Source organism: Desulfosporosinus shakirovi, from assembly GCF_020595055.1.
GTDB lineage: Bacteria > Bacillota > Desulfitobacteriia > Desulfitobacteriales > Desulfitobacteriaceae > Desulfosporosinus > Desulfosporosinus shakirovi.
The window spans coordinates 1-24,946 of the sequence record NZ_JAJDOO010000052.1 but is presented as its reverse complement, the minus strand read 5'-3'; the positions used below and the strand labels follow the sequence as shown (position 1 = coordinate 24,946).

The window sequence follows — 24,946 nt, the reverse complement described above, 5'->3', positions numbered from 1 at the left end:
ACCCGTGTAACCGCCGTGAAAGGGCGGTGTCTTAGACCGCTTGACCAACGGGCCATCTAAGAGACAATTTCCAAAATTCGGAGGTGACCACCATCTGTTTTTAAGCTTGGCCGGATATAAATATTAGCATTTTTAAACTAAGTTGTCAATAACGTATTGTTCCATTTTTCTAAGTTAATGTGCGTCTTTTCTTCCATTCCGGTAATTTCCGGAAGATGTTTGCAGATACCCGTGGACAGAAGCTAATACAGCAAGCGTCTGCGCATAACATTTAAACTTAATAATGATACTATAGACAGCTTGATACAAAAATGAGATTGGAAAGATAAACATGGATCTTATTTTAACTGTTTCAGTTTTGGCAATTACAATAAAATGGGGTAATTTCAAAAATTGGCAGGCATATTACCCTACATTTCTCTTTTGGGCATTAGGAAATTTCCTTTACCTCCATCTAACACTAGCCAAACCCTTATGGCTTTTTACCACTCCCATGTTGCCGCGTCAGTTAGCTGAGATTATGATGTCCTTACTTATGTTTCCTTGTTGTCTTCTGTTATTCCTACCCTATTTCCCACAGAAAGGAACCCTTAAAAAAACCGGTTATATACTTATTTGGGTCGTTATTTTTTCCGGCATAGAATATTGGGCACTAAAGATAAACCATTTTGCTTATTTTAACAGTTGGCGATTTACATACTCAGTGATCTTTAATGCTTTCATGTTTACTCTGCTTGTCATTCACTATAAAAGTCCTTTATGGGCATGGCTAATATCAATTGCCGCTACTTTTGTCCTCATGACGTTATTCCAGATCCCATTCCTAAACCAATAGTTCTTCGGTCAATACAATCTCCAATTTTTAATAAGTTTTGCTCATAGAATAAGGGCTACTTTTCAAATGAACTGCCCAGGGGGCTATAGCCGTGGTATACTGCCATGACATTTATTCAGTCACGGACAACTTTTTGATGGCTGATTTAACTAATTTCCAGTTGTTCCTCGATGCAGTAATAATCTAAGATTTTTAATCCTTGGATATCGCGAGAAATATTTGGGACACTAGAATTGCACTTATTCAATCAGCCCTATTAGCGGTTGTTCTGAAGCGTTAGCTTTACCTTAGAAATGGAGGCAATGGAGCATTTTCACATTGCCCTATAAGAAAAATCTATTTCTTGAGAAAGGTGCTAATTTCAATACGACCCTAACAATTCGGCACAGCTACCTATAGCCCTTCGGAACATCCATATTTTTCGAGAAAATATTTATTCAATTAGTTTCAGATCACAGGGCTCGTAAGCAAATTCACGAGGTAAGATATCTAACCGAACTACAATAAAGACCCCAATTTTATCGCGATCAACTCGTACAACTGTTCCAACGCAGTGATTAAACGTCTCCACACGATCTCCGACTTCAAATTGGCGTTCATGGCGGATGAATAAGCCTGGTTTTTTGGATTCAATCATATCGCACCCTCCCCTTTTTCCAACTTCATTTAACACCTTTTGTTCATGAATTAACCAGTCTATATTTACTTTTGAATTTTCTGAATAGTACAATATATTTTACCATTTATGTTGCCATTTGTCTATATATAAACCATATACTCACAATTAATTATACCTATTGATGAAGGTCAGACTTCTCCAAGATTTTTGCCCGTTTTCGGCGTTTTCAAAAAGTTAGGCTAATTTTAGTAAAAGAATGTTATCGGAAGCGAAAGGCCATTTTAAGCGTTAAATAAATCAGGACAGCCAAAGCTGCCCTGAGAAATGTTGAAGAGTTAATCATGACTAGGATCTGTATTTTCATTAGTAGGGACATCTGCCTTTTCCGCTATCACCTTCGACTTTGGTGTTATTATTCCTGGTTTAGGCGTATTTCCTTGTGGTAAGTAATTTGTATTGTTGCCTTTACCTAAGGTTGCCATGCTTTAATCTCCTTTACATTAGACTAAATTTACTCTCTGCAAATGGCATAATTCTAAACGTTATTATGTCAAACAGACAATGAAAAATATTCATTTAGAGGATAACTAATGTGTAAAGGTTTAGTTAGCTTCACATCTTGTAGAACGCGTGTTTTAAAATTAGAATAGCCTAGATTACTGTCTATTTTCGTTTAGAGACTTTTACAGCATTCCAAATACTTGCTACAAGTCCACCCCAAATGACAATTATGCCGACAAACATCATTATAATTGCACTGCCGCTCATTATTTATCCACTCCCTTGTAAGATAGATATAGGGTTGATGGTTCAAGACCAACCCGAACGTTTCTTGATAATTTAACCTTAAGGTTCATATGAATTAGTTGACACGCTTTGACCTCAACCACTAAACATTGTGCTATACTCACTTTTGTTAGAGAGATAGATGTGCGTCACTCCTGGATCCCTCTTCGGAGGATTATCCGTAAAATAGCGTGTCACTCCACAAGAATGATTCGATGTTTAGCTGGTGGGTCACTACTCTAGTGCTACCCGTTTCAAAAGCAAGGTTGTTTGACATTCTTCCTTAGTGGATGCTCTGATTCATTCTGTTCGAAAGGTTGTGTTCCCTTGTCTCAGTTTCTTAACGATTTCGTGGTCGGAATCGATGTTTCTTCTGAATTCTCTATTGTTGCCATGTTAGCACCCACCGGGGAACTCATCCGTAAACCCTTTAGGATTGATCACAATCCCCCCGGCTTTCATAAACTGCTTGATATCCTCAAAAAAGAAGAAGAGCGGTTAAATCGAAAGCCCATCTACTTCGTAGAATCTACGGGTATCTTTCATTTACCACTCTTCTTCTTCTTGAAATCGAATGACCTCAAGGGTTTTGTACTTAACCCCTTGTGTGTTCATTCTACCAAGAATTTCGACTTAAGAAAAGTGAAAAATGATAATAAAGATGCTGAAGCCATCGCTAGGCTGGCTAAATACCAAGATATTAAGGTTTCCATGATGCCTGAACCACAAATTCTTGCTTTGCGCATGATGACGAGGGAGTATTATGCCGTTTCAGACAGGCATACTGAGATGAAGAACAGGCTTTGTACGGATCTCTATTTGCTCTTTCCTGGATTCCTTGACGTGTTCTCTGGACCCTTTGGAAAGACGGCTTTAGCGGTTCTTCGAGACTATCCTTCACCTAGGGCTATTCGTGAAGCTGACTCAGACGACCTCACTCTCTTAATCTCTAAAGCCGGTCGTAAGGGCTTAAAGTGGGCCTCTAATAAAGTGGCGCTACTTCGTGACTGTGCTCAGCTTGCTTCTTCCATGCCCAGTGAATCCTCATTGCTTGACACTAAGATCAAGTTTCATATCGATGGAATAGAACACATGCAGGCAAGCTTAGACGGTATTGAGTCACAAATCCACAAGATGATTGATTCCAAAGAATTCCCTGCTGAAGCAAAGAGAAACGTTGAGCTTCTTGATGAAATACCAGGCGTAGGCTTTTTGAGTGCTGCTTCACTTATTGCTGAGATTGGAGACTTTAGACTTTTCAACTCACCCAAAGCTCTCACCGCCTTCTTTGGTCTTGATCCCTCAGTCAATCAATCGGGCAAATTTAATGGAGACCGAAACAAAATTTCTAAACGAGGAACACGAATTGGACGAAGGATTCTATTTACAATCGCTATGGCCTCCATTAGAACAACTCGTAATGGCGCTGAGATCAACCCTGTTCTGAGAGAGTTCTACAAGTCTAAATGTGTTAGCAAGAAGAAAAAAGTGGCTCTCGTGGCCATCATGCACAAACTTCTTCACTACATCTATGCTGTTCTCCGTGACCAAAAGCCCTTTGAGATTAAAAGACCTGAAGACCATCAAACTTGGAGGACAACATAGCCTCAGCCAGCAGCTGCTTAAAGGAATCGTTTGGATACGACAGAGTCAAACGGATCGTGTCAAGGGTGATGCGAGGGATACCGGAGGGCGTTAGACCGAGGATATGCTCGCCATCATCCCATTGACACGTGCTCTACACCCAAAAGCTTGAAGACTGCAAAGTCTCTGTTACTCCAGAGAGTTACCCAAAATTAAAAGAGAGTTTGCTTGGCTAGCGCCGAGCGTCCCGTTTCTCTAGGTGGACATCCTGAAAATTAACATTAGCGGTCATTGTTCGGATTTTTCAATGGCTAGTTTGCAATACCCTATTTTCGGAATCGAAAAACAAAAGAAATAATCAAACAAACCCTTGACTTTTATTAGCTGGTCTTATCTTCAGAGTATGCGGCTAAATCTAAAACTTTTGCTCCCCACTTCAAAGAAGCCAAGATAAAACCAACAATGATCGTAACAATTGCTACTCCCCAACCTGAATAAATAAGAAATGCAGTCGGATAACCTTCGTAATTGTTTTTTAGGTTGTCGATAAGATTTAGTACAAACATATATCCTAATACGGCTGGGGTCACGACGCTTAAACAAATTCTCCACCATAAACCTGTACGCAAGTCCGAAATCACGTTAGCATGATCTTGGAATGTCTTTAAGTTCTTAACAACCCAAGCAACCGTAACAACAGAAACAAGTCCTGCTAATGCAACACCAAATGTGTTAATAAAGTAGTCGACTGCATCTAAGAAGAATAACCCTCCTTGAGTCGCAAATAAAATTGAAATTAGTGCTGAAAGGCCTCCACCTATTATAACCGCCTTTGTACGTGACAATTTGAATTTATCTTGTACCCCAGCAATGAACGTCTCGACAATCGAAATCAATGAGGATAGCCCTGCAAAAACTAACGAGCCAAAGAATAAAACACCAAAAAGCCCATTTAAACCCGGAAAAGAGTTTAATATCTCTGGAAATACAACAAACGCTAAGCCAATACCTGCCGTTGCTACCTCTTCAATAGGAACATTTGCTTGTGCAGCCATAAATCCTAACGCAGAAAAGACCCCAAAACCTGCCAAAAGCTCAACCCCTGAATTACTAAAAGCTGTAATGAATGCATTGTTGTTAATATCAGATTTTCTAGGTAAATAACTAGAATAGGTTATCATGATTGCAAATGCAATCGATAAGCTGAAGAAAATTTGCCCATAAGCTGCAACCCAAACCCCTGGAGAGGCAATTTTGCTCCAATTCGGTTTGAACAACGCTTCTAGTCCAAGAGTAGCGCCTTCTAACGTAAGTGCACGAATTACTATCATCAAAAACATGATAAGTAACGTTGGAATAAAAATTCGGTTTGCTCTTTCAATTCCTTTTTTAACACCTTTAAACAATACTCCTAAAGCAATTACCCATACAACTACTAAAGGGATAAAAACTCCCGGAACAATTGATCCAATAGAACCGACCGCGGCCTTATTAACAATATCAACGCGCTGTAAGTATTCCCCCATCAAAAAACCGCCTGTATCTTCTCCCCATTGCAACCCCACAGCAAAATACGTATAAGCCATCGCCCAAGCGATAATAACTGAATAGTAGGTAGAAATTACGAAGGCTATGGATACTTGCCACCAACCAATCCACTCTGTTTTCTTATTCATGCGGGCATAAGATAAGGGTGCAGAACCACGATATTTATGACCCATTGTAAATTCCATAATAAGAAGTGGAATGCCAGCAGTTAAAAGTGCAAACAAATACGGAATAAAAAATGCGCCTCCGCCATTATCATATGCCACATACGGAAAACGCCAAATGTTTCCCAGTCCAACAGCCGAACCTACGGCTGCTAAAATAAAACCAGCCCTCGTTCCCCATTGCTCACGACTTTCCATGTTCTTTGCCACCCTCTTTATTTGTTTTTGTATTGGATACTTAAGTGTATTCTTATAATTATCCCCACCCAACTCATTATTATTAGTTTTTCTGATATTCGCTGTTAGAGTTACCCTACCGAGCAACGATAAGCTATTAAAACAACAAGTCTATAGTTACAATCTCAGTATTTAACTTAAATAGTATGATATACGAATAATACCCTAAAAATTATTGAAATAATTACTTGTGTTATTGAAAAAAGTCCTGTGGTAATATAATGCAACTATCAGCCCAAGAAGCTCAAGCTGTAAACGAATTAACATTAAGGTAGAATATTTAAGCAGACCGTATGGTGCGACATCGACTTTACAAGTCCCCATTAAATATCACATTACCTAATTATATTCAAGTACAAACACAGGGTCAGCCCGTTACTCCAAGAACTAAGGTAGATTCACTAAATGATAGAGAAATAGGGACAGCTTATATGTTGACTTTAAAAAGAGCTGGGCGAGAATATGCTTGGTCAGCGATCCTTTTTAGAAAATGCATTTAAAATGTCATCACATCATGCCAAACCGCGATGCACACTCTTGGTCAAATGTATAATGTAGTTCAAGCTCCAGCCGTAACCTTCAGTAGAACAATAAGGCACTATTCACTAATTCGGATTACCTTAGCCCATACTGGGGCCGTTACGTCCCCGAACAAAACCGCAATAACTTTCATCCCTCGTGGTGGACGATCGGGCCATGATGTATGTCCGTCGGTAATAACGATTCCCAATTGAGGAAAAGGCGTTAATCTTGAAGCAGTTTCCAAGCCAATCCTCATGTCTGTTCCGCCGCCTCCCGCGAGTTGGATCTGATCTGGTCGAAACACCCGACGGCAAAACTCAACAGTTTGATCCACAGCCAAAACGTGGATCCCTTCCTTTTGTCCCAAGGACTTGAAGATACCAGATATTTCAGCTAAGGTTTGGGCGAGCATTTTATCAGATATACTTCCACTGGTGTCCGCTACAACGGCCACTGAAGGGACGGGACAGCACACGGAGGGAAAAATCACACCTCCATTTCCAACCTGCCCCTGGCGACGCGAGGGACGACAGTAGGAATAATCAGTTGCTCCCATCGTATCCGCTGTCGCAAATCGGACAGCAGCAGCAAGTTGTTTTCGCCAGTCTACTTTTGGATGAAGTTTTTCTTCTGCCCATCGGGCCCAATGACCAGGTACACAGCCTTGACCTCTGACATGTTCTCTGATTTGCTTGGCAACATCCCTGCGCATTAACTCTCCTTCTGTTCGACTGAGGCCGGATGAGGAGCCTTTGATAGGCGGTCTATCCTCCCAAGGCGCCATTTGACCGGTTGCACAAGAGCCGCACCGACCAGAACCGGGCCTAGGCGGTTCCGCCAAATCGGAGCCGCCGCACTCTTCCTCTTTAGCCTTTGAAAAGTTCCGGCCACTGACAGAAGGCGGCCATTCCTGCTTCTCCAAGGACGCATAATATTCCTCTGCCAGGAGGTCTTTCGGTTGTCCGATGAATTCGGGAGTTATCGGTTGGTTCGGAAATTTAACCCCTTCACGGATAAGGTCGTCATTAATTTCCGCGTCTGCAGCAATGTTGCTTAAGTGCGGATTAAAGCTCCTCATCCTTTCAGAGTGATTGCGGAGAAGATGACAAATTTCATGGTATAAAGCGCCTTCCGTAACTTCCACTGACCACCGGGATAATACCGCAGGATCGTAGTAAAGTCTCCAATACATATCGACTGCCATTGTTCCTAAGCCGGGCCTTGGAACCGGTTGGAGGGCCCAGGCAGCGGAAGCCAAATAGGGACGTTCTTTCGCCAGGCGGATGCGGGCTGCTTGCAACTCTACGGGGAGAGTCACGCCTGTAACACCTCCAAACATTTTAACGCTTCAATTGTTTCGAAGATTCCAGACGTTTCACCCGCTTGAAAGGTTCCGAATAAAAAAATATCCTTATCGACCATAATTTTTTGAGTTCGCTCTCTCTGCTCTTTTATTGGCTCCGGAAGCTTTGAAAATTTCATAGCATAAGCATCTAAATAATAAAGAGTTGGAAAACATGAATTTTGCCGGTAATTTCTATAGCGTGGCAGAAAGACCGGAGGATAATCTTCAAAGATTTTCTTTAAGAGAGGGGCCGCATCTTCCAACAGAATGGAAAAGTTGTGGATTTGGTTGTTAGAAATGGTGATTACCGACGAACAGACAGGATCATTCTGTCCAGTTGTATAAAGACGGTATTCTTTCTTCCCTTCAGGGCTCACTAGCAATTCCGCCTTCCAATTGTTTTTCCGGTTTTGATGCAACTTTTCCATTCTTTCGACCCAGTACTCAGTCATTGCCACTTTTAGAACGGTATAAATATGGTAAGCCGATAGATTTGAACCTTCATAATTAAACACGTCCAGTCTGGATTCCCGTAGCCCTTCCATGCTCACTAAAACCCGGCCGGATTGCTCGAAAGCATCTTCCTTCCACGGAATATTGCGATACTCATAAGGAGGATTCACATTAATCCCCCTTTTTGCAGTAACGGCGCAAATTCCTGTAATTCTTTCAGGGGTATAGGAAATTCCGGTTTCCTAGCTGCGGCTAATTTTTTGGCGGCAACCGCTGCGATATCTTTCATTCCGTGTTTCGATGCCAAGGCAAGTACGCACCAGGCAGCAAACCAGCGTTCTTCTGTTAGCCTGCCAACAGCGGCAGAGATAACAGCCGTTAGTATTGCAAAGGCCTGGTCTCCGCGATCCGGAAGCCGAAGGTCGGTCGGATTGGCCAATACTTCTTCCGGATCCGGCAGATCTAAATCTCTGCGCCAGGCTAAAAATTCCAAACAGGCTCCTTCGCCAACACATCCGGCTATGAGAGAAGCAATAACGTCCTCTTCTGCCCGCACCGTTTCCGCAGCCGCTAATAATCTGGCTGTCGTAGACCAAGATCTAGGAGAAGGCCAGGCTTTTCCGGCTTGACTTTCATCTTTTGGTACCTGTAGCAATAAATTTGGCCTATACCGGATAAAGGAGGCTACAAGCACCTCTTTTTTCGATATAGAAGTCTCCCATGAGGTCGCAAGATGCGGCAAGTCAGAGATAGACCATCCCCTAATCATACCGTCTATCCAGCCCTGAGTGTCCATGGACCAAAAAAGGTGGCAGAATCTGTTCGCTAAAGGAGCGGAAAGATCCCATCCACCAACGGCCTGTTCCGGGGGGTTTGCCGATGCAACAACAGATACCTTGGCCGGTAAAGCTAAATCCCCTACTACCCTTTCCAAAACAACTCTTAATAAGGCAGATTGAACCGCAGGCGGAGCTGTGGAAATTTCATCAAGAAAAAGCAGACCTTTTCCGGCCTGTGCCAAGCGATGAGCCCAGGCGGGAGGTACCATGCTGACACCTTCCTCCCTAATTACCGGAAGACCGGAAAAATCCGAAGGTTCTCGAATGGATGCCAAAACAACTTCGAGCGGGAGTGCCAGTACATCCGCAAGCATCGTAATAGTTGCAGTTTTTCCTACACCTGGGGGGCCCCAGGTTAAGATCGGAACTCCAGCCTGAATAGCAATAGCAAGAGCACAAGCCGTTGACATATTTTTTTACACCTCCGTTGGTCCGGGCTGTGCCGTAACATGCAGCACCGCATGTGGGACCATGTTTAATCAATCAAATCCTTTCCATTTTTTATCCATAATATAACCGAAGTATCATGGTTTTCATAAACAGATAAATAAAGTTAAAGTTCCTTTCTCCACCTTTCGGTATTTCTCCAGAATTAAATATCGCAGTTCAACTTTAAATGTTCGATTAAGGTATTGTAATTTCGAAAATAATTGGTCCAAAAAATAAGGACCTAGCGGCAACCGCTTGGTCCGATAGAGTTACAAATACAAAATCCTCCAAGTAAGAGGTTGCGACTATGCCCGATAAGATTATACATCTTCAACGAGCCATTCATTATCGCCGTGTTTGATAAAATAATGACCATCCCGCTCGATCAGGTTTTTACACAACTCAGAATAGGAAGGACGAGACAATTTCGTATCACGCTGCCAGAACAGAGAGATGTAGGGGATATTGTTTTTCATGACAATATTACCAGGAGGCAGGGGGAATTTTCGACCATCTTTAAGCAGTATCGTAAGCTGATCAATCAGCTTAGTTACTGATTGAACGAAAAAAGGAGCATCCTCCACCCTCACAGGGTACAATTGATTCTGCCAATCTATATGATATTTATCATGACTATCTTTTTTCAGATTGGCAGCAAATAACTTAATAATTTCTTTATTGATCATGAGTACACCATCGGCGTACCATAGTCCATCCTTATCAATAAAAAGTTCGGGGGCGCGTAAATTTTCCAAGGTTTTACCTCCTTGCATGTAATCCTAATATCACAGCGTACTAAGCCGCAGCTCATAAAAATACTGTACAATCGGATGCTTCAACTTCATATTCTCAGTCATACTTAAAAGTCGCTTTTTCCCGACCCTTCTATCCACCAAAGCCAATATATTCAATAATATATCATCGCTTTCTATACTTTCTTCTATAGAAGCAGCTAAAAACTTATTTGCTAAAACATAAAAATTTGATTTACATAATGCCGACTGCGCTGACAATATCGTCTTCGCATATTCCGATATTTTTCGTTTTCTCGCAATTACAACTAGGCGATCCTCAGGGACTGTCCCGTTGGTATCCTTTCTGACTGCTTCAATTTCTTCCTTGTCGATTGGAATTATAAGATTCGGCTCATTCTTTATTTCCTGCTCCGTTTGATACCATCTGATCAATGTAGTGACATCACTCATATTGAAGACATTCTTTTTATTTACCGTAATATAACAAAAGCCAGCTTTATCAGGTAAATAACGATAGCTGGTTGCACAGTATTCGACCCTTCCATATAATGCAGGACAAAGAAAGCTCTCCAGAATTTGCTTCATTTTGCTCCAGGCCATGTATTCCTCCTGAATTTACTTCCGAACTCATTTTAATCTATACTTCTTTATCTGTCGAATCGTTTTAGGAAAAAACACCAATAACATGGAATGACAAATTATAACTATGCTAAATGGATCGGATTCTTATCCAGACGATTTAGGACTAATATCTTGCCTACTTCAGCTACCATTTCTTCATTTATTCTACAGATTAAAAACTTTCCCCTTTTTTCAGTGGTAATCAAATCTGCATTAGCCAACTCTTTTATATGATGTGATATTGTCGGAGCACTAATATTCAAACAACCAATAATATCCGCGACACAACATTCTCCTCCCGTTTCAAAACCGGTTTCATGAGCCTCGGCAATTTTCAAATACAATTCTAACCTATTGGAATTAAAAAGGGCCTTAAATATCTTTGCCGTTTTTTTAATATCCATCGTTTAGCCCCTATACATTTTTTACCACAATTCGATAACTGTCGATTTTCTACACCTGGCTTCTTGAATGTTGTGTAAACATAAACCTTCAATACGGATTACTCGTTGCACAAGCCATACACAAGGGTGGCTCTAAGTCGTCAAACACTTGCTTGTTACATGAAGCGCAAAACCGTCGCTTTCCTTGATACAAAAGAACTTTGCCAGTTAGCAAACGATAGGATAAGGATTTAACTTCCATACTTATAGCTTTTGAACGGCATATACTGGCACATCTTTGACAGTGGACGCATTTCAGTGATTCATAAATCAAGGTCAGCTGTTCCTTGGTGTCCGTTTTTGTTAAAGCTCCCTGGGGGCAAATCTCTGGACATTCACCACAATTTGTACATCGTTCAGTCACCTTTAATGCGGGTATAGGGAGTACCTCAATTTCGGATTTCAAGGATTTCCAGGTTTCCTCTAAGAACTGCCGAGTCTTTGGAATAAGATATGGCTCAAGGGAAGTATTCCCCCCTCGGATTTTTTCAAATTTCTCACGTCCGATGTCCCGCCAGCCCCTATTCTCGTTCTGGGCTTGAACAGACACCGTTGATTCACCGTCTCCATCGTCAGCTGCAACCTTTATCAATACGGGCGGATGATCTTCCCATGCGTTGTGTAATTCTATAAAAATCTGCACACTTATTCCGCATGCTTTTTTATCCGGACAATCTGCACACACTCCGGTGAATATAGTTAATTCCTTCTCCCTGGCATATAACATTAGGGTCACCCATAAATCTCGGTCAAAGATTCCCAGACAAGGGATTTCATGACCTGCCGGAATTGATTGTGGGCAGTTTAAAACAATCTTCTCTGAATTTTTGAGATACTCATAGAGCGCATTCGTGTCGCGATACACAAATCCATCGCTGGGACACACCGCGGTGCAAATCCCGCACTCTGTGCAGCGCTTAGCATCAAGTTCACGATATAAGGAAATGGCTTGATGGGGACAGGAGTCGATACATAACCGGCAAAGATTATCAGAGGCCTTTTTTGCATTGAGACAATTATTTTGATTATATACAATCTGACAATTATATATCATTAGAGACACCTCTTCTGATCGGTTATTCAATTTTATCTATAACTAAAACTATAGCACAGACATTTATTTTGACCTGGCATAAGTTGAGTTGACTCTTTCAAGGGTTCTCTCAAGCAGAAGCTTATCTAACCTGGTACGTTTAGTAAACATTCTATCTAGTATATCGTATCAATTTGGGCTAGTAATTAATTTTCATATATCCACTTAATCCCTCTGAAATTAATCAGAGGGATTAAGTGGATAACTTAAGCTAATTGCTTATTTCGCAGTGGAAGCGTATTTGCCATCTTTAATCTCTATATCATCGGCATGTTCTGACCCATGATTGCCCAAGATATTGAAGTTTTCGGCTAAGAATAGGTATGCTAAACAAGCTATTGACACTAGTCCTAAGCTAACAATAAACTCTGACACGGCAGGGACATAAGATCCGCCGTATTGGTTTAGATATTTTCCCATTCCTGTGAACAGTACATCAAACCTATTCATAATAACTCCGCTGACGGTAAGTATTCCAAACCAGATCAGGCCTTTACGAGTGCTGGACAAGGAACTGAATGCTATAATTATGGGGATTATTACCCCAAAAGTCAGTTCGCTCAGGAACATGATACTGGGCAAATCAAAGGCAAAAGCATTGGCAAAGGTCCCTCTTACCACCATATCCGTGATCTTTAACATCAGATACAAGATCATGGCTCCGGCAGATATTTTGACCAACCCTCTTAAAACAGGAATTTCTACTTTATGATTGAGTGCCTTCCCGGCTAGAGTGCTTTCGATAACAATCATACCTGCCCCGACGAAGAATGAGGATAACAGGAAGAACACCGGCAGAAATGCTGTCCACCAAAGTGGGTTCACTTTACCTACCATTAGATAAAACAGTTGGCCCAGTGATGATTGGTGCAAGGTTGGCAGAGTAATACCGATTATCAGCATTACAGGCATTGCTTTCTTCAGGTATTTGTGGGCCCCTTTAAATACTTTCTCGGTTCCTACTTCGCAGAATTCCAAGATCTGAATCACTGTATAACAGGAAATACACCAAAAAACTTCAAACAATACACTGGCATGTCCCCATGATACATAAGGTCTCCAGAAGTTGAACCATTGTCCTACTTCAATCAATAAACCGAGTACAACAACAATATAACCTAATAATGATGTCAACATTGCACTTCTTGCGATGGGATAAAACTTATCACGGCGAAGTACGTATACTATAAGGGCTGTTCCATATCCGCCTCCTGCCAGGGCTACCCCCAACAATACGTCAAATGAAATCCAGAGTCCCCATGGCCACTGGTCGTTTAGGTTGGTTGTCGCACCCAGGCCTAAGACAAAACGCACCAGAATTACTGCTATAGCTGCAGACGCTATGCCCGTAAAAACCCATCTCATGGGGGTCATTCTAAACTTCCATCTCACGCTGGACATTTTAGCGCCTGCTCGACTTACGACGGTAGTGACGAGTTCCATACATTTCCCTCCATTCTTTTTTTGCTGTATTAATCTAGAGGTTCCTTGCCTTTATTGTTAAATACATATAATCCGGCTAATATTGCCGCCCAGCCGACTCCCACAAATGGTGTAGCTTTCATATATCCTTCTGTATAAGAAGGCAACGGCTTGGTTGTTACATCCGTTCTGAATCTCATCTGCTCAAATGGCGTATCCGAGATATATAGCCAGGAAGTTCCTCCTGCTTCTTTCTCTCCAAATACTCTATCTACATAACCGTTTTCTTTGATTCTCTTTTTTGCTTCGGCCAGCAATTGGTCTCTGTCCCCAAAGATAATTGCTCCTGTCGGGCACACTGATGTACATGCAGTTTCCTGGTTATTAGCAACTCTTGTGGCGCACATCTGGCATTTCCTTACTCCAGGAATAGCTTTCTTCCATTCGTATCTCAGTACGTCAAATGGACATGCCATCATGCAGTAGCGGCAACCTACACACAGACTCTGATCATAGATAACCGGTCCTTCGGGAAGCTTCTGGAATGCCTTGGAGAAACATGATGATACACAGGCAGGATCTTCACAGTGCATACATTGGGCTTTGACATATCGTGCGACAGATTCGCCGTCCTTTTCCGGGTCATAACGATTTATTGATGTCCATTCTTCAGGCCATAAGCCATTGTTTGGTTCCTTTGCTCTGTCGATAGCAGTCTTGTTCTTCTCCTGCTCATCCCATTCAAGCTCATTCCACAATTTACAGGCGACCGAACAGCTTTCACAGCCTATACATTTCGGTATATCTACGAGTACTCCCTTTGCCATTTTTTCCACCTCCTAAACTTAATATAATTTGTTTTCTTCGGACTTTTTAGGAATAAAATCATCAGCTCTGGAAACATAATGTGTATGCAGAAGTTCTTCTGCTTTTTCGCTCATCGGAGCAGTTAAGAAATCGGCATAGATTTGTTTGATTTCGGGATTATCGTGACTATTGCGCAGTTTTGCCTTGGCATCAATATTGTATAATGATGCAGCACGTCTATTGCGATCTTCATCTGAAGGAGGTGATGAAGCACGGGGTTGTCCGCCGCCATATTCACAGCCTCCGGGACAAGCCATTATTTCCATGAAAGCCCAAGGAGCATTACCTGCTTTCATCTGATCCATTACCTTTCTGGCATTAGCCAGACCGGAAATTACAGCAACTTTTATATCTCCCACACCTGGAATATTAACTGCTGCTTCTTTAACACCCTGCATTCCTCTTACCGGGGTTAAATTCCAAAGCGCCACGGGTGGCTGTTGTCCGGTTATCAGATAATAGGCAGAACGTACTGCAGCTTCCATAACGCCACCGGTCGTGCCGAAAATTACTCCTGCACCTGTTCCGGTACCCATCAACTTATCATACTCCTCTTCCGGAAGAGAAGAGAAATCGATACCCGTTCGCTTGATCATTCTGGCAAGTTCCCTTGTTGTGAGAACTACATCTACATCAGGGGAAACATTACTGTCATTTAACTCTTTACTGGCTGAATTCATTTCCGGGCGTTGACATTCAAATTTCTTTGCTGTACAAGGCATGATGGAAACTGAGAAGATCTTTTTGGGATCTACCTCTTTCTTTTCTGCGAAATAGGTTTTAATTAAAGCCCCTTCCATCTGCTGAGGAGACTTCGCTGATGATAAATTAGGAATAAGCTCAGGATAGAAATATTCCACAAACTTAACCCAGCCCGGGCAGCATGATGTCATCTGCGGAATAGGGTGATGCAATTCGCCAGTGACACGTTTAACAAGCTCTGTGCCTTCTTCCATAATGGTCAGGTCAGCTGTGAAGTTAGTATCAAAAACTACGTCAAACCCTAATTTTCTCAAGGCGGCAACTTGTTTGCCCTGAACATTAGTTCCTACAGGCATACCAAATTCTTCGCCCAGACCAATACGAGTTGCCGGCGCAGTCTGCACTACAACTGTGACGTTTGGATCTGCGAGAGCTTTGAATACTTTATTAACATCATCCCGTTCTGAAATTGCTCCGGATGGGCACCATTGAATACATTGTCCACAATTTACACAAACGAATTCCTTTTTAATCGGTAGTTCATAATTTCCAAAAACCGATTGAATTTTCTCACATACTTCAATACATTGGCCACAAAGAATACACTTTTGGTCATCTCTGACAATAGCCGGGTTCTCTGGATCAATTGGAACGCGACCGCGAACGCTAGTGGGCCAGTTACCTGGTGCGTTGTATTGGGTTGGCATCCAGCCGTTTCCACCAATTGCTTTATCGGGTGTAATCGGTTCGCCACAGCCACTCAAGTTTAGCGTAACACCGACTAAACTTGCTCCTCCAACAAACTTAAGGAAAGAACGTCTGGACAAACTTATTACTTTTCCTACTTTGCTTGCCATGTGTTTTACCACCTTTTTTATTGAACTCTCTTTGCAAACTTTACTTGAATATTTTTAGAATTGTCTAACAGGTGAAAATATTCACTTGTTTTTGTGAACTTTTACACTTATATACCCCATGAGTTGAACAAAAAAACAACGAATGATTGTTAAAACTAATCTCTGACTAGGGAAATAATTTTTTCTTATTGATACAATCTTTGAAAAAAGATGGAGCTCCTTTCTTACAAAATGCTTATTGAGTAAACTCATCTCTTCTATTTTAATATCTGAATACCATCTGTCACGTTAAAGTACATAAAAAAAGTCTTTTGTCTATAAATAAAACATTTAGAAACTTTCAACTATTTTTCAACTTGTAATTTAAAATGATGCTCAAAGGGCCTTTTAAACAACGGCTTACATGTTAACATGTAAGCCTTAATATTCAGTCTATCTTGGACTTCTTTCTTATGATTAAAGTTTTTTTAGTAAATACCCTTATTAATAAGCATAAAAGGAAGCGGTGCCTGTAAATCACCACTTCCTATACTCTAAATTGATACAAAGTTCAATTATCGAGCATATGTTTAATTTATTGATCCACTGAGCCGTAGCAAATATCAGCCATATCCTCATCACTTTCCTTCATGAATTTCGACCACCTTATATTCATTGTAGTAATCCTTAAAAACGAAGGTCATGACTCCATCCTCTTCGAACACTTCGGAATCTACATAGCCTTCCACTGGCATAACTTTTCAGCATCTTCTTTAATACTTCGAGTTCAATCGTTTACTCTTCAAAGTAACTATCTATAACTTTTTGGATAAAACTATTTTCTTTCATGCTGAACTCCTCTTTAGATACCTTTATCTTACTTACATTATAGGCATTCATTAAAGAAGCTCTATATGTGATCCCTCTTTTTGTTTTTCCTCCAAGTTTAATATGCCAAGAGGAAATCTACTTAGCTGGACGATGAATGGCGGTACTGGGTACTTGGACCTTGGAGCAACAAAGACCGATCATCATTTGAATCGGTCTTTGTTAGGTCGTACTCCATATATGCAAGCTAGTTGTCGCTAAACCTTAGGATAAGTTAATGTCAGGCTTCAAGCACCGAGGGTGTTTTTTTAGGGAGTTATGCTCTTAAGATGGTGTTCATATCCTTGTTTAAACGTGCTGTGTAGTGCATAAAGAATTTAATAAACACTCCGGTGATAAGGGCAGAAAATAATGTGCCGATACCGATAGGGCCGCTAAATATGAAAGCTAGTATTACAAGGACAAGGCTTACTAGGGCCCGTGAAATTGCGACATTAAGACCCGTTAATTCATTTATGACTAGCATTGCCCGGTCCATGGGATTTGGTGCAAAGTTAGCCTGTAAATTAACTGCAACTCCTAAACCCACAAACCCTACCCCCAGTATTAAACAAGCAGATTGTCCGAACAGTGTTATGGGACTAATTAAATCGCCCAATACAAAAAGCCAAAGATCTATTCCCATACCAGTAATCAAAGAGGTAAGTAAGGCGAAATATTCAGGCTTTCGGCGCTGAGCAGCTGCATTAAATAATACCAGAGCAAGACCTACAACAATTTCCCAACTTCCAATCGTTAATCCAAACGTCTGAAATAATCCTACAAGGAGTGCGTCAAATGGGGAGGTTCCCATTAACGAACGAATTGTTAATGCTATCCCAAATGTCATGATAATAATACCTAAGACGTAGACTATAATACGCTGACGTGACTGAAACATGTATTTCCTCCTCAATCTGCCGTAAGTCTTAATCTCTCTCTGTGAATTCCAGGATTAACTTTTCTGATCATTTTCCTTGTTAACTATTTCTTTCATATGCTGTTTCGCGGCTGGAGACAATGCATCTACCAGGTAATTACGAACCATTCCTTTTACTTCCTGATATTCCTGTTTTAGTCTATCATTAGCCCCGTCTATCTCAACTTTTAGTTCTCTGGCAGATAATAAGGCACATCCTGCCCCCCTGATAATGATCTGCTGTAAACCATCTGAGGTTGCAACTGTAATATTATATTGTTGCTGATTGTCATGGGCAAATCTTTCAATATACTGGTCCGCCGTTTGGGCCTCCTTGGTATATACCATATGGATATTATGATAGTCGATTACTTCCTCAAAATGCCCCTGAACACGGTAAGCATCAAACACAACGATAATCCGGCATTTTCGAATCCCCTGAAAATTGCTTAAAATATCAAGCAATTTCATTCTGGCACCATCCATATTGTCGTCTGCAAGCTCTCTCAGTTCAGGCCATGCGTGAATAATATTATAACCGTCTACAAGGAGATACTCCTCTTTGCTTTCCTTCTCTCTACTGACATAGGTAATCGGTTCATAATAGCTTTCGCGGGCTGTTTTGCGTCTTTTCCAGACAGATTTCTTCCCTTGGTTCGCATAGGAGGTGTTATTGATAATTTGGTCAATCTCGTCTGAACTTATCCACCGCTCTTCTGTGTATGGGGACCGATTTGGGGCTGTTTCTTTCGACGAATCATCTTTATTCTGAAGATAGCTATCAACATGCATGTAGTCCTTTACTGCATCCCAATTCACCAAAAATCCTGCACCCTGGGCACAAAACACGGAACCTGTCGGATTTCCTAAGTCTCTTTCCGAATCATATCCGATACTTTCTATGACCTCTTCGGCATTATGGCATGGTTCGTACCCTTTCAGGCTACTAAATAGCCTGCCAAGTCCTTTGGTATAGGTGACTACCTCTTTTTGATAATTTCTCATGGTGACAACAGGGGCGCTCCCCATAAGAACCGCCATCTCGCCGTTTGTTTGTGATATTTCGCATGAACCATGCATTTTCTCAATGTCAGTCATAGCCCTTCCCACCATTTTCCCAGGCAGTTCCAGCTGAAATGAACAATAAGGCTCCAGCAATATGGACTTAGCCTCCTTTAAACCCTGACGAACTGCACGGTAGGTAGCTTCTCTGAAGTCACCACCATCGGTATGCTTATTGTGCGCTCGACCTGAGACTAAAGTGATTTTCATATCTGTAATCGCTGACCCAGTTAGAACTCCTTTATGGGCCTTTTCTTCCAGATGGGATAAAATAAGTCTTTGCCAGCTTTTACTTAAGCTATCTTCACTGCATTCCGTCCCAAACTGCAAACCGCTTCCCGGCTCATCCTGCGTGAGTATCAGGTGGACCTCCGCATAATGCCGCAATGGTTCAAAGTGCCCTACCCCTTCTACTACATTAGCAATCGTCTCCTTATAGACAATCCTTCCTTCATCGAAGGCCACACTCACATCAAAACGGGTTTGGATAAGGCTCTGCAGAATTTCAATCTGTACCTCTCCCATAATCTGCGCCTGTATTTCCTGCAGCTGTTCATCCCAGACAATATGAAGTTCCGGCTCTTCCTCTTCAATCTGACGCAGCTTAGGAAGCATCACTCTTGGGTCACACCCTTGCGGCAGAATAATCTGATAGGACAACACGGGTTCCAATACTGGAGTCTCTGAAGCTTCCTCTATCCCTAAGCCTTCTCCGGGCTTGGCTTGGCTGAGTCCTGTTACTGAGCATACAGAACCTGCCTCTATCTCATTCACTGCTTCGAATTTCTGTCCTGAATAGATACGAATTTGATTAACTTTCTCTCTCCAGATACTATTCGTTAAGACATCTTTCACCTTGAGTCTTCCGCCTGTAAGCTTCATATACGTGAGGCGGGTCCCCTGCTCGTCTCTTGCTACTTTGAATATTTTAGCCCCGAATTCATCGGGATAAGAAGGGGGCATGGCATACTTCACAATGCCCTGCATAAATTGCTCAACGCCCTCTAATTTTAAAGCGGAACCAAAAAAGCACGGGAAAACTTTTCGCTCCGTGACAGCTCTTTTAATCTGGGAAGTTTCAATATCTCCTGTTGCCAGAAAGGTTTCCATCATTATTTCTTCACACATGGCCAGTTGGTCGTAGAAATCCTCCGTCTGAACTTTACCAAACTCAATACACCCATCATCCAGCTGCTTTTTCAATTCTTTCATTAATCTTTCCTTATCCGTCCCCTTCTGGTCCATCTTATTGACGAATAAAAAAACCGGTATCCGATACGTGTGAAGGAGCTGCCATAATGTTTTGCTATGCCCCTGCACCCCGTCCGCGCCGCTTATCACTAAAATAGCATAATCCAGCACCTGAAGTGTTCTTTCCATTTCAGCCGAGAAATCTACGTGTCCCGGGGTATCCAGTAGGGTAATCTGAGTCTCACCTATTTCAAACATAGCCTGCTTGGAGAAAATAGTGATTCCTCTTGCTCTTTCTAGCTCATAGGTATCTAGATAAGCATCCTTATTGTCCACTCTACCCAATCTGCCGATTTTTCCGCTCAGATAAAGCAGACTCTCAGATAATGTCGTCTTGCCCGCATCCACATGTGCTAATATTCCAATGACTAATTTCCCCATAATCTATTTCAAATCCTTCTGTTTGTCTGTTTCTGAAAATCACAGCCCGTTTAGGCCTGAATGTCACTTCTTTCATTATTATGATACTAGTAAGTTTGGAATTTGACAATTTTATCGCATTCATCAAAAACAAAAAATCTTGTGATGAACTGGTCATATCCATCCAGAATTCGTCTAAGCCAAAACTCTCCACTTGACTGGTATAACGCGCATAAATCCCCTTCACTATTCCGGAATATTCCCTATACAAATTATGGTGGGGCAACACTGTTAACAGTTCGGGGCATTTTATTTTTGCCTGCCAGATAAGTTCGGCAGTTTTTATACCATATTTTTTGGCGAGTTCATTTTTGGCCAATATGATGCCATGCCGGTTTTCTTCATGACTGCCATAACAGCATTGGCACTGATTTAAGCTCAGGATTCAATAAACACTCCACACTTGCATAAAATGAATTCAAGTCGGCATGTAGTCTAATTTTTTCCATCATATCACCTTCTTTTACTTGTCAGTGTCAACCTTTCGATTCAAATTCCCCATCATTACCTCTATCTTGATCATAACAGCATCCCGTAGACTTTGAGGCTCTATCTCTTCGATAATCGGGCCATAAGAGAGAAAGTAATTTGAAAGCCAATCTCCTTCGGGCATGGATGCGATAACTGTAAAAGATCCATCTTCATGTTTTGTTATTTCTTTTTCATTAAAGTCATCGTATATTCTATACGCTCCCGCCGAAGAGATTTTCAACCGAATATCAATAAATTTCTGAAATTGATTATCTGTGGCCTCAGCCGCAGATTCCACTAGTGTCCCTTGCTCGAAAACATCTTCAGTGATTTCGATATTAGCCATACGGGAAATTTTGAAAGTTCTGTATGTTCTTTTATCATAACAATACGCTTTCAAATACCATGCCTTATCCTTAAAAATCAACTTAATCGGCCCAACCCTACGCACACTTTTCACACCTGAGGTATCAAAATATTCGAATATACTAATATTTTTGCTTATAATTGCCATTTTCAGTGCATTAAAACTTTCTTTGTTTCTTTCATCACTTCCCCAGGGGGAGAAGTCCAATTCAATCCAATTAACATCACTCTTCTTGAAAAGGCTGCTTAATCGTGAAAGAATAGTCTCAACATCCGGATACCGCGCTGCTGATAGATTCTGCAAGGCGAGCAGTATTTCATCCTGCTCTTTTTCAGAAAGTAACGACTTATTTAGTATAAATTTGTCAAGAATGACGATTCCGCCGCCTTTGCCCTGAATCGTATAGATAGGTATGCCAGCTCTGCATAATGTCTCAATATCGCGATATATTGTTCTGACCGATACTTCAAAACGGTCGGCAAGTTCTTTCCCCGTAGTTTCTTTTTTCTCAAGTAAGTAATAAACAATGCCGAAAAGTCTGCTGATCTGCATTGAATCACCTCAATTCAAGTACATTATATCATTTTAAATGTGACACCAGTATGTCAAGTTACTCACATACCAACTATAGATTGTTTAATAAATAGTATAACCTGCCGTACTATTGTCATGTTATATTTGTTAATATTAAATATGGTCTGAGCCCTATGAGAAAACTAATGACATAGAAAGGAGGCAGTAAATGGCGGAATTATTAAAGAACATTTATAGCAAGGACTTTTTATTAAACTTTAGCAGGATAGTTCGATCCGCTTACAAAGCTTTTGATACAACAGCTTTTATCGCGGCAGTGATGGATGAAACCTGGGATGCACTTCCGCTTAAAGCTCGGACACGGAGAATTTCAGAAAATCTCGGAATCTTTCTGCCAAGCAACTATGAAAGCGCGCTAGACATCCTGTATGCGATTGCCGACTCTTGCGTAGGTTTCCCTTATCTTTTCTTTCCCGATTTCGTGGCGGTATATGGTAGGGCCGAAAAGCACTGGGAGCTTTCCATGAATGCACTTGAAATCTTTACGCAGAAATCATCTTCCGAATTTGCAATACGGACATTTATCCTCTCTGATCCGGAACGGGTCATGCGGCGGATGACTGCCTGGGCAGAACATTCCAACGAACATGTACGCAGATTATCCAGCGAAGGCTGCCGACCGCGCCTTCCCTGGGGAGAAGGGCTGCCGATATTTAAGGAAAATCCTGCTCCGGTATTATCCATCCTGGAGCTGCTCAAAGCTGACCCCTCACTTTATGTACGTAAAAGTGTCGCCAATAACCTCAACGATATCGCAAAGGACAATTCTGCCCTTGTGCTTGAAACCGCGCACCGCTGGATAGGCGTAAATCCCGATACAGACTGGATTATACGGCACGGCTGCCGTACCCTGATCCGAAAATCTAATCCCGAAGCGATGGAATTGTTTGGTTATGCAACTTCTGAAGATCGGACTCCGCTTACAACCTTCGCTTCACTGTCTGTACAACCCTCTACCTTAATAATTGGTGACAGTTGTGAAATTCAATACAGCCTTGACATACGAGGAGATGAACCGGTGCATGTTCGGATCGAATACGGGATTAACTTCGTAAAGGCAAATGGGAAGACATCCCGCAAATCCTTTTTGCTCTCCGATAAAACGGTGGCAGGTGGTGTACACCTTATTGGGACACGTAAGCACAGCTTTTCAGAAATGACCACTCGTCGTCATTATCCGGGTAATCATCGGATTGTACTTCTAGTGAACGGCCAGGAAGTCGCTGAAACGATATTAACACTCAAGTCTCAATAGAAATTATTTTAACGCTCATCAAAATGCTTGGGCATCATCTTTGATCCATTACAATTATGGCAATCTTACAAGGGAGATAATGAAACAAGCAAATCCATAGGAAGACTATACCGAAAACAAAGGGCAACAGGTTGGCATTATCGGTCATTGATGCTTGTATATGTCTTTTGTTTTACGGTTTTTCTTGAATACTAAAATCGTCGTTGGGATGGATACACCATAAAACAAGTTGGCAGGTAACCCTATCACTGTATCAAGGTAGTTTTTCTCAATGATGGTTTGACGAATCGCACCTTCTGCCGCACCACTGAACAAGAATGTTGTTAAATGAAACGCCATGCATCATCAGGTTCATACGAGCTAAGTTGTAGGTTGTCGTATTCTTGCAGTAAAAATTGTTCAACCAGCTCCGTAAGATAATTATAGTCTACTTTAACATTTTACGGGTGTCATGCGCAGTTCGATTAAGTTCTAAAATGCGACTATGGATTTAACCTATTCAGTATTCCGCAAACTTTCATTCTTCGCGCGGATGCTTATGCACAACAGTAGGAGAATAAGAAGTAAGAGAGTATATAATTTGAAAGGCGGAGGAGGTAAATCCGTGAGAATGAGATTTTTAACAATTACTTTGCTTATAATTGCCTTAAGCCTTACTACATCATGTACGAAACAACAAAAAGAAATCGAAATCTATTCTTTTAGCGGTGAGAACGATGCTGTAATGATAAATAATGGCGTAATTATTGCAACTGAGGATTTAGAAAAATTTATTGGCGGAGATTTAACTTTTAAAGGTGAAGAACCATCAAATGTTAAATATTATGTTACCAAATTCTATTATTATAAAGATGGGGTTGAAACTGCCATATTAAGTAATTCTGAAAGCATTGAAGGTACTACAAAAGGTACAAAAATTTCACCAGATCTGGGTTCAAGCAATTCAGAAGACTTATTCTATGCTAATGATTTGGTGCAAATCAATAAGTCATTAAATTTTTCGGTAAGTGGATTTTACATGAACGGAGAAAAATTTGAATATAGTGTAGTGCTTGATGTAGAAAAGGCTTACTAACTAACATTAATAATGAGCATTATCCATATTTACAGTTAAGATCGCTTTCTTCGTATTTAGTGAGAGATTTTTGCACCAAACAGCCTCCACAACATCCTTCCAATGCGGGATCTTCCGTTTTATCAGGAGCTGCCGCACAAAAGCTGATCAATACTTTAACAATAAAATAGGAAATAATGTGTCCTTCAGCCAGGAGAACCCCGAAAACCGAATCAGAAACAGCGTTTTCAAACATAGGACTTTGCATGTTTACAAGCGGAGCAATAGAATAAACAAAACCTCGCCCAGTGCCACCACGCTTCCTCCGGCCAGGGCATACCGCGCAAGGCTGCTGCTGTTGTCCGCGGCTTTCGTCAGCCACAAGACGGCCTTCTCCGCGTTTTCATGACCGCTGTTCGCATCCAGGTAGATCTTGCCCAGCATGTACTGAGCATGGACATTGCCAAGCCGTGCGGGCTTTTCAAAACATGCAACCGCCGAGAGACACATCCTTCTCTGTGCCGGTTCCGGTATTGATTATTTAATGAACATGACTAAGGAATTCCTTGACGGGAAGATTGACGGC

General features: G+C 41.4%; 23 protein-coding genes and 2 pseudogenes. 4 read left to right on the top strand and 21 right to left on the bottom strand.

Translation table 11 applies throughout. From position 1 onward, the window contains the following. The first annotated feature begins 331 nt into the window (after positions 1-331). Positions 332-835: a CBO0543 family protein gene (locus tag LJE72_RS26435; protein ID WP_282437960.1), complete on the top strand. Its 504-nt coding sequence runs from the start codon at positions 332-334 to the stop codon at positions 833-835. A gap of 433 nt (positions 836-1,268) precedes the next feature. On the opposite strand, the gene LJE72_RS24120 is transcribed toward LJE72_RS26435, so the two are convergent. From LJE72_RS24120 to LJE72_RS24110, 3 genes are all read right to left on the bottom strand, one after another. After that, positions 1,269-1,472: a hypothetical protein gene (locus LJE72_RS24120; RefSeq protein WP_229250550.1), complete on the bottom strand. Its 204-nt coding sequence runs from the start codon at positions 1,470-1,472 to the stop codon at positions 1,269-1,271. 317 nt (positions 1,473-1,789) lie between these two features. Next, entirely contained in the window at positions 1,790-1,936 is a 147-nt protein-coding gene (locus tag LJE72_RS24115) for a hypothetical protein (RefSeq protein WP_229250548.1), read from the bottom strand. Between the two features lie 181 nt (positions 1,937-2,117). Further along, complete coding sequence (locus LJE72_RS24110) at positions 2,118-2,222, bottom strand: methionine/alanine import family NSS transporter small subunit (RefSeq protein WP_229250546.1); 105 nt, start codon at positions 2,220-2,222, stop codon at positions 2,118-2,120. Between the two features lie 345 nt (positions 2,223-2,567). Here LJE72_RS24110 and LJE72_RS24105 point away from each other — a divergent pair, with 345 nt between their 5' ends. Further along, a complete protein-coding gene (locus LJE72_RS24105) occupies positions 2,568-3,845 on the top strand; it encodes an IS110 family RNA-guided transposase (RefSeq protein ID WP_229250544.1) in 1,278 nt (425 codons plus the stop codon). A 359-nt stretch (positions 3,846-4,204) separates the two neighbouring features. Here LJE72_RS24105 and LJE72_RS24100 read toward each other — a convergent pair whose 3' ends face one another. From LJE72_RS24100 to LJE72_RS24030, 15 genes are all read right to left on the bottom strand, one after another. Continuing rightward, on the bottom strand, positions 4,205-5,734 hold the full coding sequence (locus LJE72_RS24100; RefSeq protein ID WP_229250542.1) for a sodium-dependent transporter: 1,530 nt from the start codon (positions 5,732-5,734) through the stop codon (positions 4,205-4,207). 637 nt (positions 5,735-6,371) lie between these two features. Then, the gene (locus LJE72_RS24095; RefSeq protein WP_248286543.1) at positions 6,372-7,634 is read right to left on the bottom strand and encodes a vWA domain-containing protein; all 1,263 of its coding nucleotides are present in this window, start codon (positions 7,632-7,634) and stop codon (positions 6,372-6,374) included. Beyond that, positions 7,610-8,263, bottom strand: coding sequence for a hypothetical protein (locus tag LJE72_RS24090; protein ID WP_229250539.1), 654 nt, complete (start codon positions 8,261-8,263; stop codon positions 7,610-7,612). The genes LJE72_RS24095 and LJE72_RS24090 overlap by 25 nt, the downstream gene beginning before the upstream one ends. Next, a complete protein-coding gene (locus tag LJE72_RS24085; protein WP_229250537.1) occupies positions 8,260-9,342 on the bottom strand; it encodes an AAA family ATPase in 1,083 nt (360 codons plus the stop codon). The genes LJE72_RS24090 and LJE72_RS24085 overlap by 4 nt, the downstream gene beginning before the upstream one ends. Before the next feature lie 339 nt (positions 9,343-9,681). Next, the gene (locus LJE72_RS24080) at positions 9,682-10,116 is read right to left on the bottom strand and encodes a DUF1285 domain-containing protein (RefSeq protein WP_229250535.1); all 435 of its coding nucleotides are present in this window, start codon (positions 10,114-10,116) and stop codon (positions 9,682-9,684) included. Between the two features lie 30 nt (positions 10,117-10,146). Beyond that, a complete protein-coding gene (locus tag LJE72_RS24075; RefSeq protein ID WP_229250534.1) occupies positions 10,147-10,716 on the bottom strand; it encodes an SF0329 family protein in 570 nt (189 codons plus the stop codon). Between the two features lie 104 nt (positions 10,717-10,820). Continuing rightward, a complete protein-coding gene (locus LJE72_RS24070) occupies positions 10,821-11,141 on the bottom strand; it encodes an ArsR/SmtB family transcription factor (RefSeq protein ID WP_229250532.1) in 321 nt (106 codons plus the stop codon). A gap of 88 nt (positions 11,142-11,229) precedes the next feature. Further along, positions 11,230-12,234: a 4Fe-4S dicluster domain-containing protein gene (locus tag LJE72_RS24065; protein WP_229250530.1), complete on the bottom strand. Its 1,005-nt coding sequence runs from the start codon at positions 12,232-12,234 to the stop codon at positions 11,230-11,232. Positions 12,235-12,492: 258 nt separating this feature from the next. Then, a complete protein-coding gene (nrfD, locus tag LJE72_RS24060) occupies positions 12,493-13,716 on the bottom strand; it encodes an NrfD/PsrC family molybdoenzyme membrane anchor subunit (RefSeq protein WP_229250528.1) in 1,224 nt (407 codons plus the stop codon). A gap of 29 nt (positions 13,717-13,745) precedes the next feature. Further along, positions 13,746-14,522, bottom strand: coding sequence for a 4Fe-4S dicluster domain-containing protein (locus LJE72_RS24055; RefSeq protein ID WP_229250526.1), 777 nt, complete (start codon positions 14,520-14,522; stop codon positions 13,746-13,748). 18 nt (positions 14,523-14,540) lie between these two features. Continuing rightward, positions 14,541-16,121 (bottom strand): [FeFe] hydrogenase, group A, encoded by a 1,581-nt coding sequence (locus LJE72_RS24050; protein ID WP_229250524.1) that lies wholly within the window; start codon positions 16,119-16,121, stop codon positions 14,541-14,543. Positions 16,122-17,244: 1,123 nt separating this feature from the next. Then, positions 17,245-17,868 (bottom strand): YczE/YyaS/YitT family protein, encoded by a 624-nt coding sequence (locus LJE72_RS24045; RefSeq protein WP_229250522.1) that lies wholly within the window; start codon positions 17,866-17,868, stop codon positions 17,245-17,247. Positions 17,869-17,922: 54 nt separating this feature from the next. Then, complete coding sequence (locus tag LJE72_RS24040; RefSeq protein WP_229250521.1) at positions 17,923-20,580, bottom strand: translation factor GTPase family protein; 2,658 nt, start codon at positions 20,578-20,580, stop codon at positions 17,923-17,925. Beyond that, positions 20,519-20,938: a Y-family DNA polymerase gene (locus LJE72_RS24035; protein ID WP_229250519.1), complete on the bottom strand. Its 420-nt coding sequence runs from the start codon at positions 20,936-20,938 to the stop codon at positions 20,519-20,521. Before LJE72_RS24035 ends, LJE72_RS24040 begins: the two co-directional genes overlap by 62 nt. A gap of 144 nt (positions 20,939-21,082) precedes the next feature. After that, a complete protein-coding gene (locus tag LJE72_RS24030; RefSeq protein ID WP_229250517.1) occupies positions 21,083-22,009 on the bottom strand; it encodes a helix-turn-helix transcriptional regulator in 927 nt (308 codons plus the stop codon). A gap of 190 nt (positions 22,010-22,199) precedes the next feature. Here LJE72_RS24030 and LJE72_RS24025 point away from each other — a divergent pair, with 190 nt between their 5' ends. After that, the gene (locus LJE72_RS24025; protein ID WP_229250515.1) at positions 22,200-23,306 is read left to right on the top strand and encodes a hypothetical protein; all 1,107 of its coding nucleotides are present in this window, start codon (positions 22,200-22,202) and stop codon (positions 23,304-23,306) included. A 159-nt stretch (positions 23,307-23,465) separates the two neighbouring features. Here LJE72_RS24025 and LJE72_RS24020 read toward each other — a convergent pair. Continuing rightward, positions 23,466-23,621 (bottom strand): annotated as a pseudogene (locus LJE72_RS24020) (N-6 DNA methylase); the annotation flags it as partial. Positions 23,622-23,916: 295 nt separating this feature from the next. Between LJE72_RS24020 and LJE72_RS24015 the strand changes: the two are divergent. Beyond that, entirely contained in the window at positions 23,917-24,381 is a 465-nt protein-coding gene (locus LJE72_RS24015) for a hypothetical protein (protein ID WP_229250513.1), read from the top strand. Between the two features lie 19 nt (positions 24,382-24,400). Here LJE72_RS24015 and LJE72_RS24010 read toward each other — a convergent pair whose 3' ends face one another. Together LJE72_RS24010 and LJE72_RS24005 are read right to left on the bottom strand one after the other, a co-directional pair. Then, positions 24,401-24,742: a hypothetical protein gene (locus LJE72_RS24010; protein WP_229250512.1), complete on the bottom strand. Its 342-nt coding sequence runs from the start codon at positions 24,740-24,742 to the stop codon at positions 24,401-24,403. Then, positions 24,691-24,901 (bottom strand): annotated as a pseudogene (locus LJE72_RS24005) (tetratricopeptide repeat protein); the annotation flags it as partial. The gene LJE72_RS24010 and the pseudogene LJE72_RS24005, both read right to left, overlap by 52 nt. Positions 24,902-24,946: the final 45 nt, after the last annotated feature.

Bases quoted from the DNA above. Each gene is read 5' to 3' on its own strand.
- LJE72_RS24040 (WP_229250521.1), bottom strand. From the start codon at position 20,580: ATGGGGAAATTAGTCATTGGAATATTAGCACATGTGGATGCGGGCAAG.
- LJE72_RS24095 (WP_248286543.1), bottom strand. From the start codon at position 7,634: ATGTTTGGAGGTGTTACAGGCGTGACTCTCCCCGTAGAGTTGCAAGCA.
- LJE72_RS24110 (WP_229250546.1), bottom strand. From the start codon at position 2,222: ATGAGCGGCAGTGCAATTATAATGATGTTTGTCGGCATAATTGTCATT.
- LJE72_RS24085 (WP_229250537.1), bottom strand. From the start codon at position 9,342: ATGTCAACGGCTTGTGCTCTTGCTATTGCTATTCAGGCTGGAGTTCCG.
- LJE72_RS24070 (WP_229250532.1), bottom strand. From the start codon at position 11,141: ATGGATATTAAAAAAACGGCAAAGATATTTAAGGCCCTTTTTAATTCC.
- LJE72_RS24075 (WP_229250534.1), bottom strand. From the start codon at position 10,716: ATGGCCTGGAGCAAAATGAAGCAAATTCTGGAGAGCTTTCTTTGTCCT.
- LJE72_RS24120 (WP_229250550.1), bottom strand. From the start codon at position 1,472: ATGATTGAATCCAAAAAACCAGGCTTATTCATCCGCCATGAACGCCAA.
- LJE72_RS24025 (WP_229250515.1), top strand. From the start codon at position 22,200: ATGGCGGAATTATTAAAGAACATTTATAGCAAGGACTTTTTATTAAAC.
- LJE72_RS24065 (WP_229250530.1), bottom strand. From the start codon at position 12,234: ATGATATATAATTGTCAGATTGTATATAATCAAAATAATTGTCTCAAT.
- LJE72_RS24030 (WP_229250517.1), bottom strand. From the start codon at position 22,009: ATGCAGATCAGCAGACTTTTCGGCATTGTTTATTACTTACTTGAGAAA.
- LJE72_RS24045 (WP_229250522.1), bottom strand. From the start codon at position 17,868: ATGTTTCAGTCACGTCAGCGTATTATAGTCTACGTCTTAGGTATTATT.
- LJE72_RS26435 (WP_282437960.1), top strand. From the start codon at position 332: ATGGATCTTATTTTAACTGTTTCAGTTTTGGCAATTACAATAAAATGG.
- LJE72_RS24015 (WP_229250513.1), top strand. From the start codon at position 23,917: ATGAGATTTTTAACAATTACTTTGCTTATAATTGCCTTAAGCCTTACT.
- LJE72_RS24055 (WP_229250526.1), bottom strand. From the start codon at position 14,522: ATGGCAAAGGGAGTACTCGTAGATATACCGAAATGTATAGGCTGTGAA.
- LJE72_RS24050 (WP_229250524.1), bottom strand. From the start codon at position 16,121: ATGGCAAGCAAAGTAGGAAAAGTAATAAGTTTGTCCAGACGTTCTTTC.
- nrfD (WP_229250528.1), bottom strand. From the start codon at position 13,716: ATGGAACTCGTCACTACCGTCGTAAGTCGAGCAGGCGCTAAAATGTCC.
- LJE72_RS24100 (WP_229250542.1), bottom strand. From the start codon at position 5,734: ATGGAAAGTCGTGAGCAATGGGGAACGAGGGCTGGTTTTATTTTAGCA.
- LJE72_RS24115 (WP_229250548.1), bottom strand. From the start codon at position 1,936: ATGGCAACCTTAGGTAAAGGCAACAATACAAATTACTTACCACAAGGA.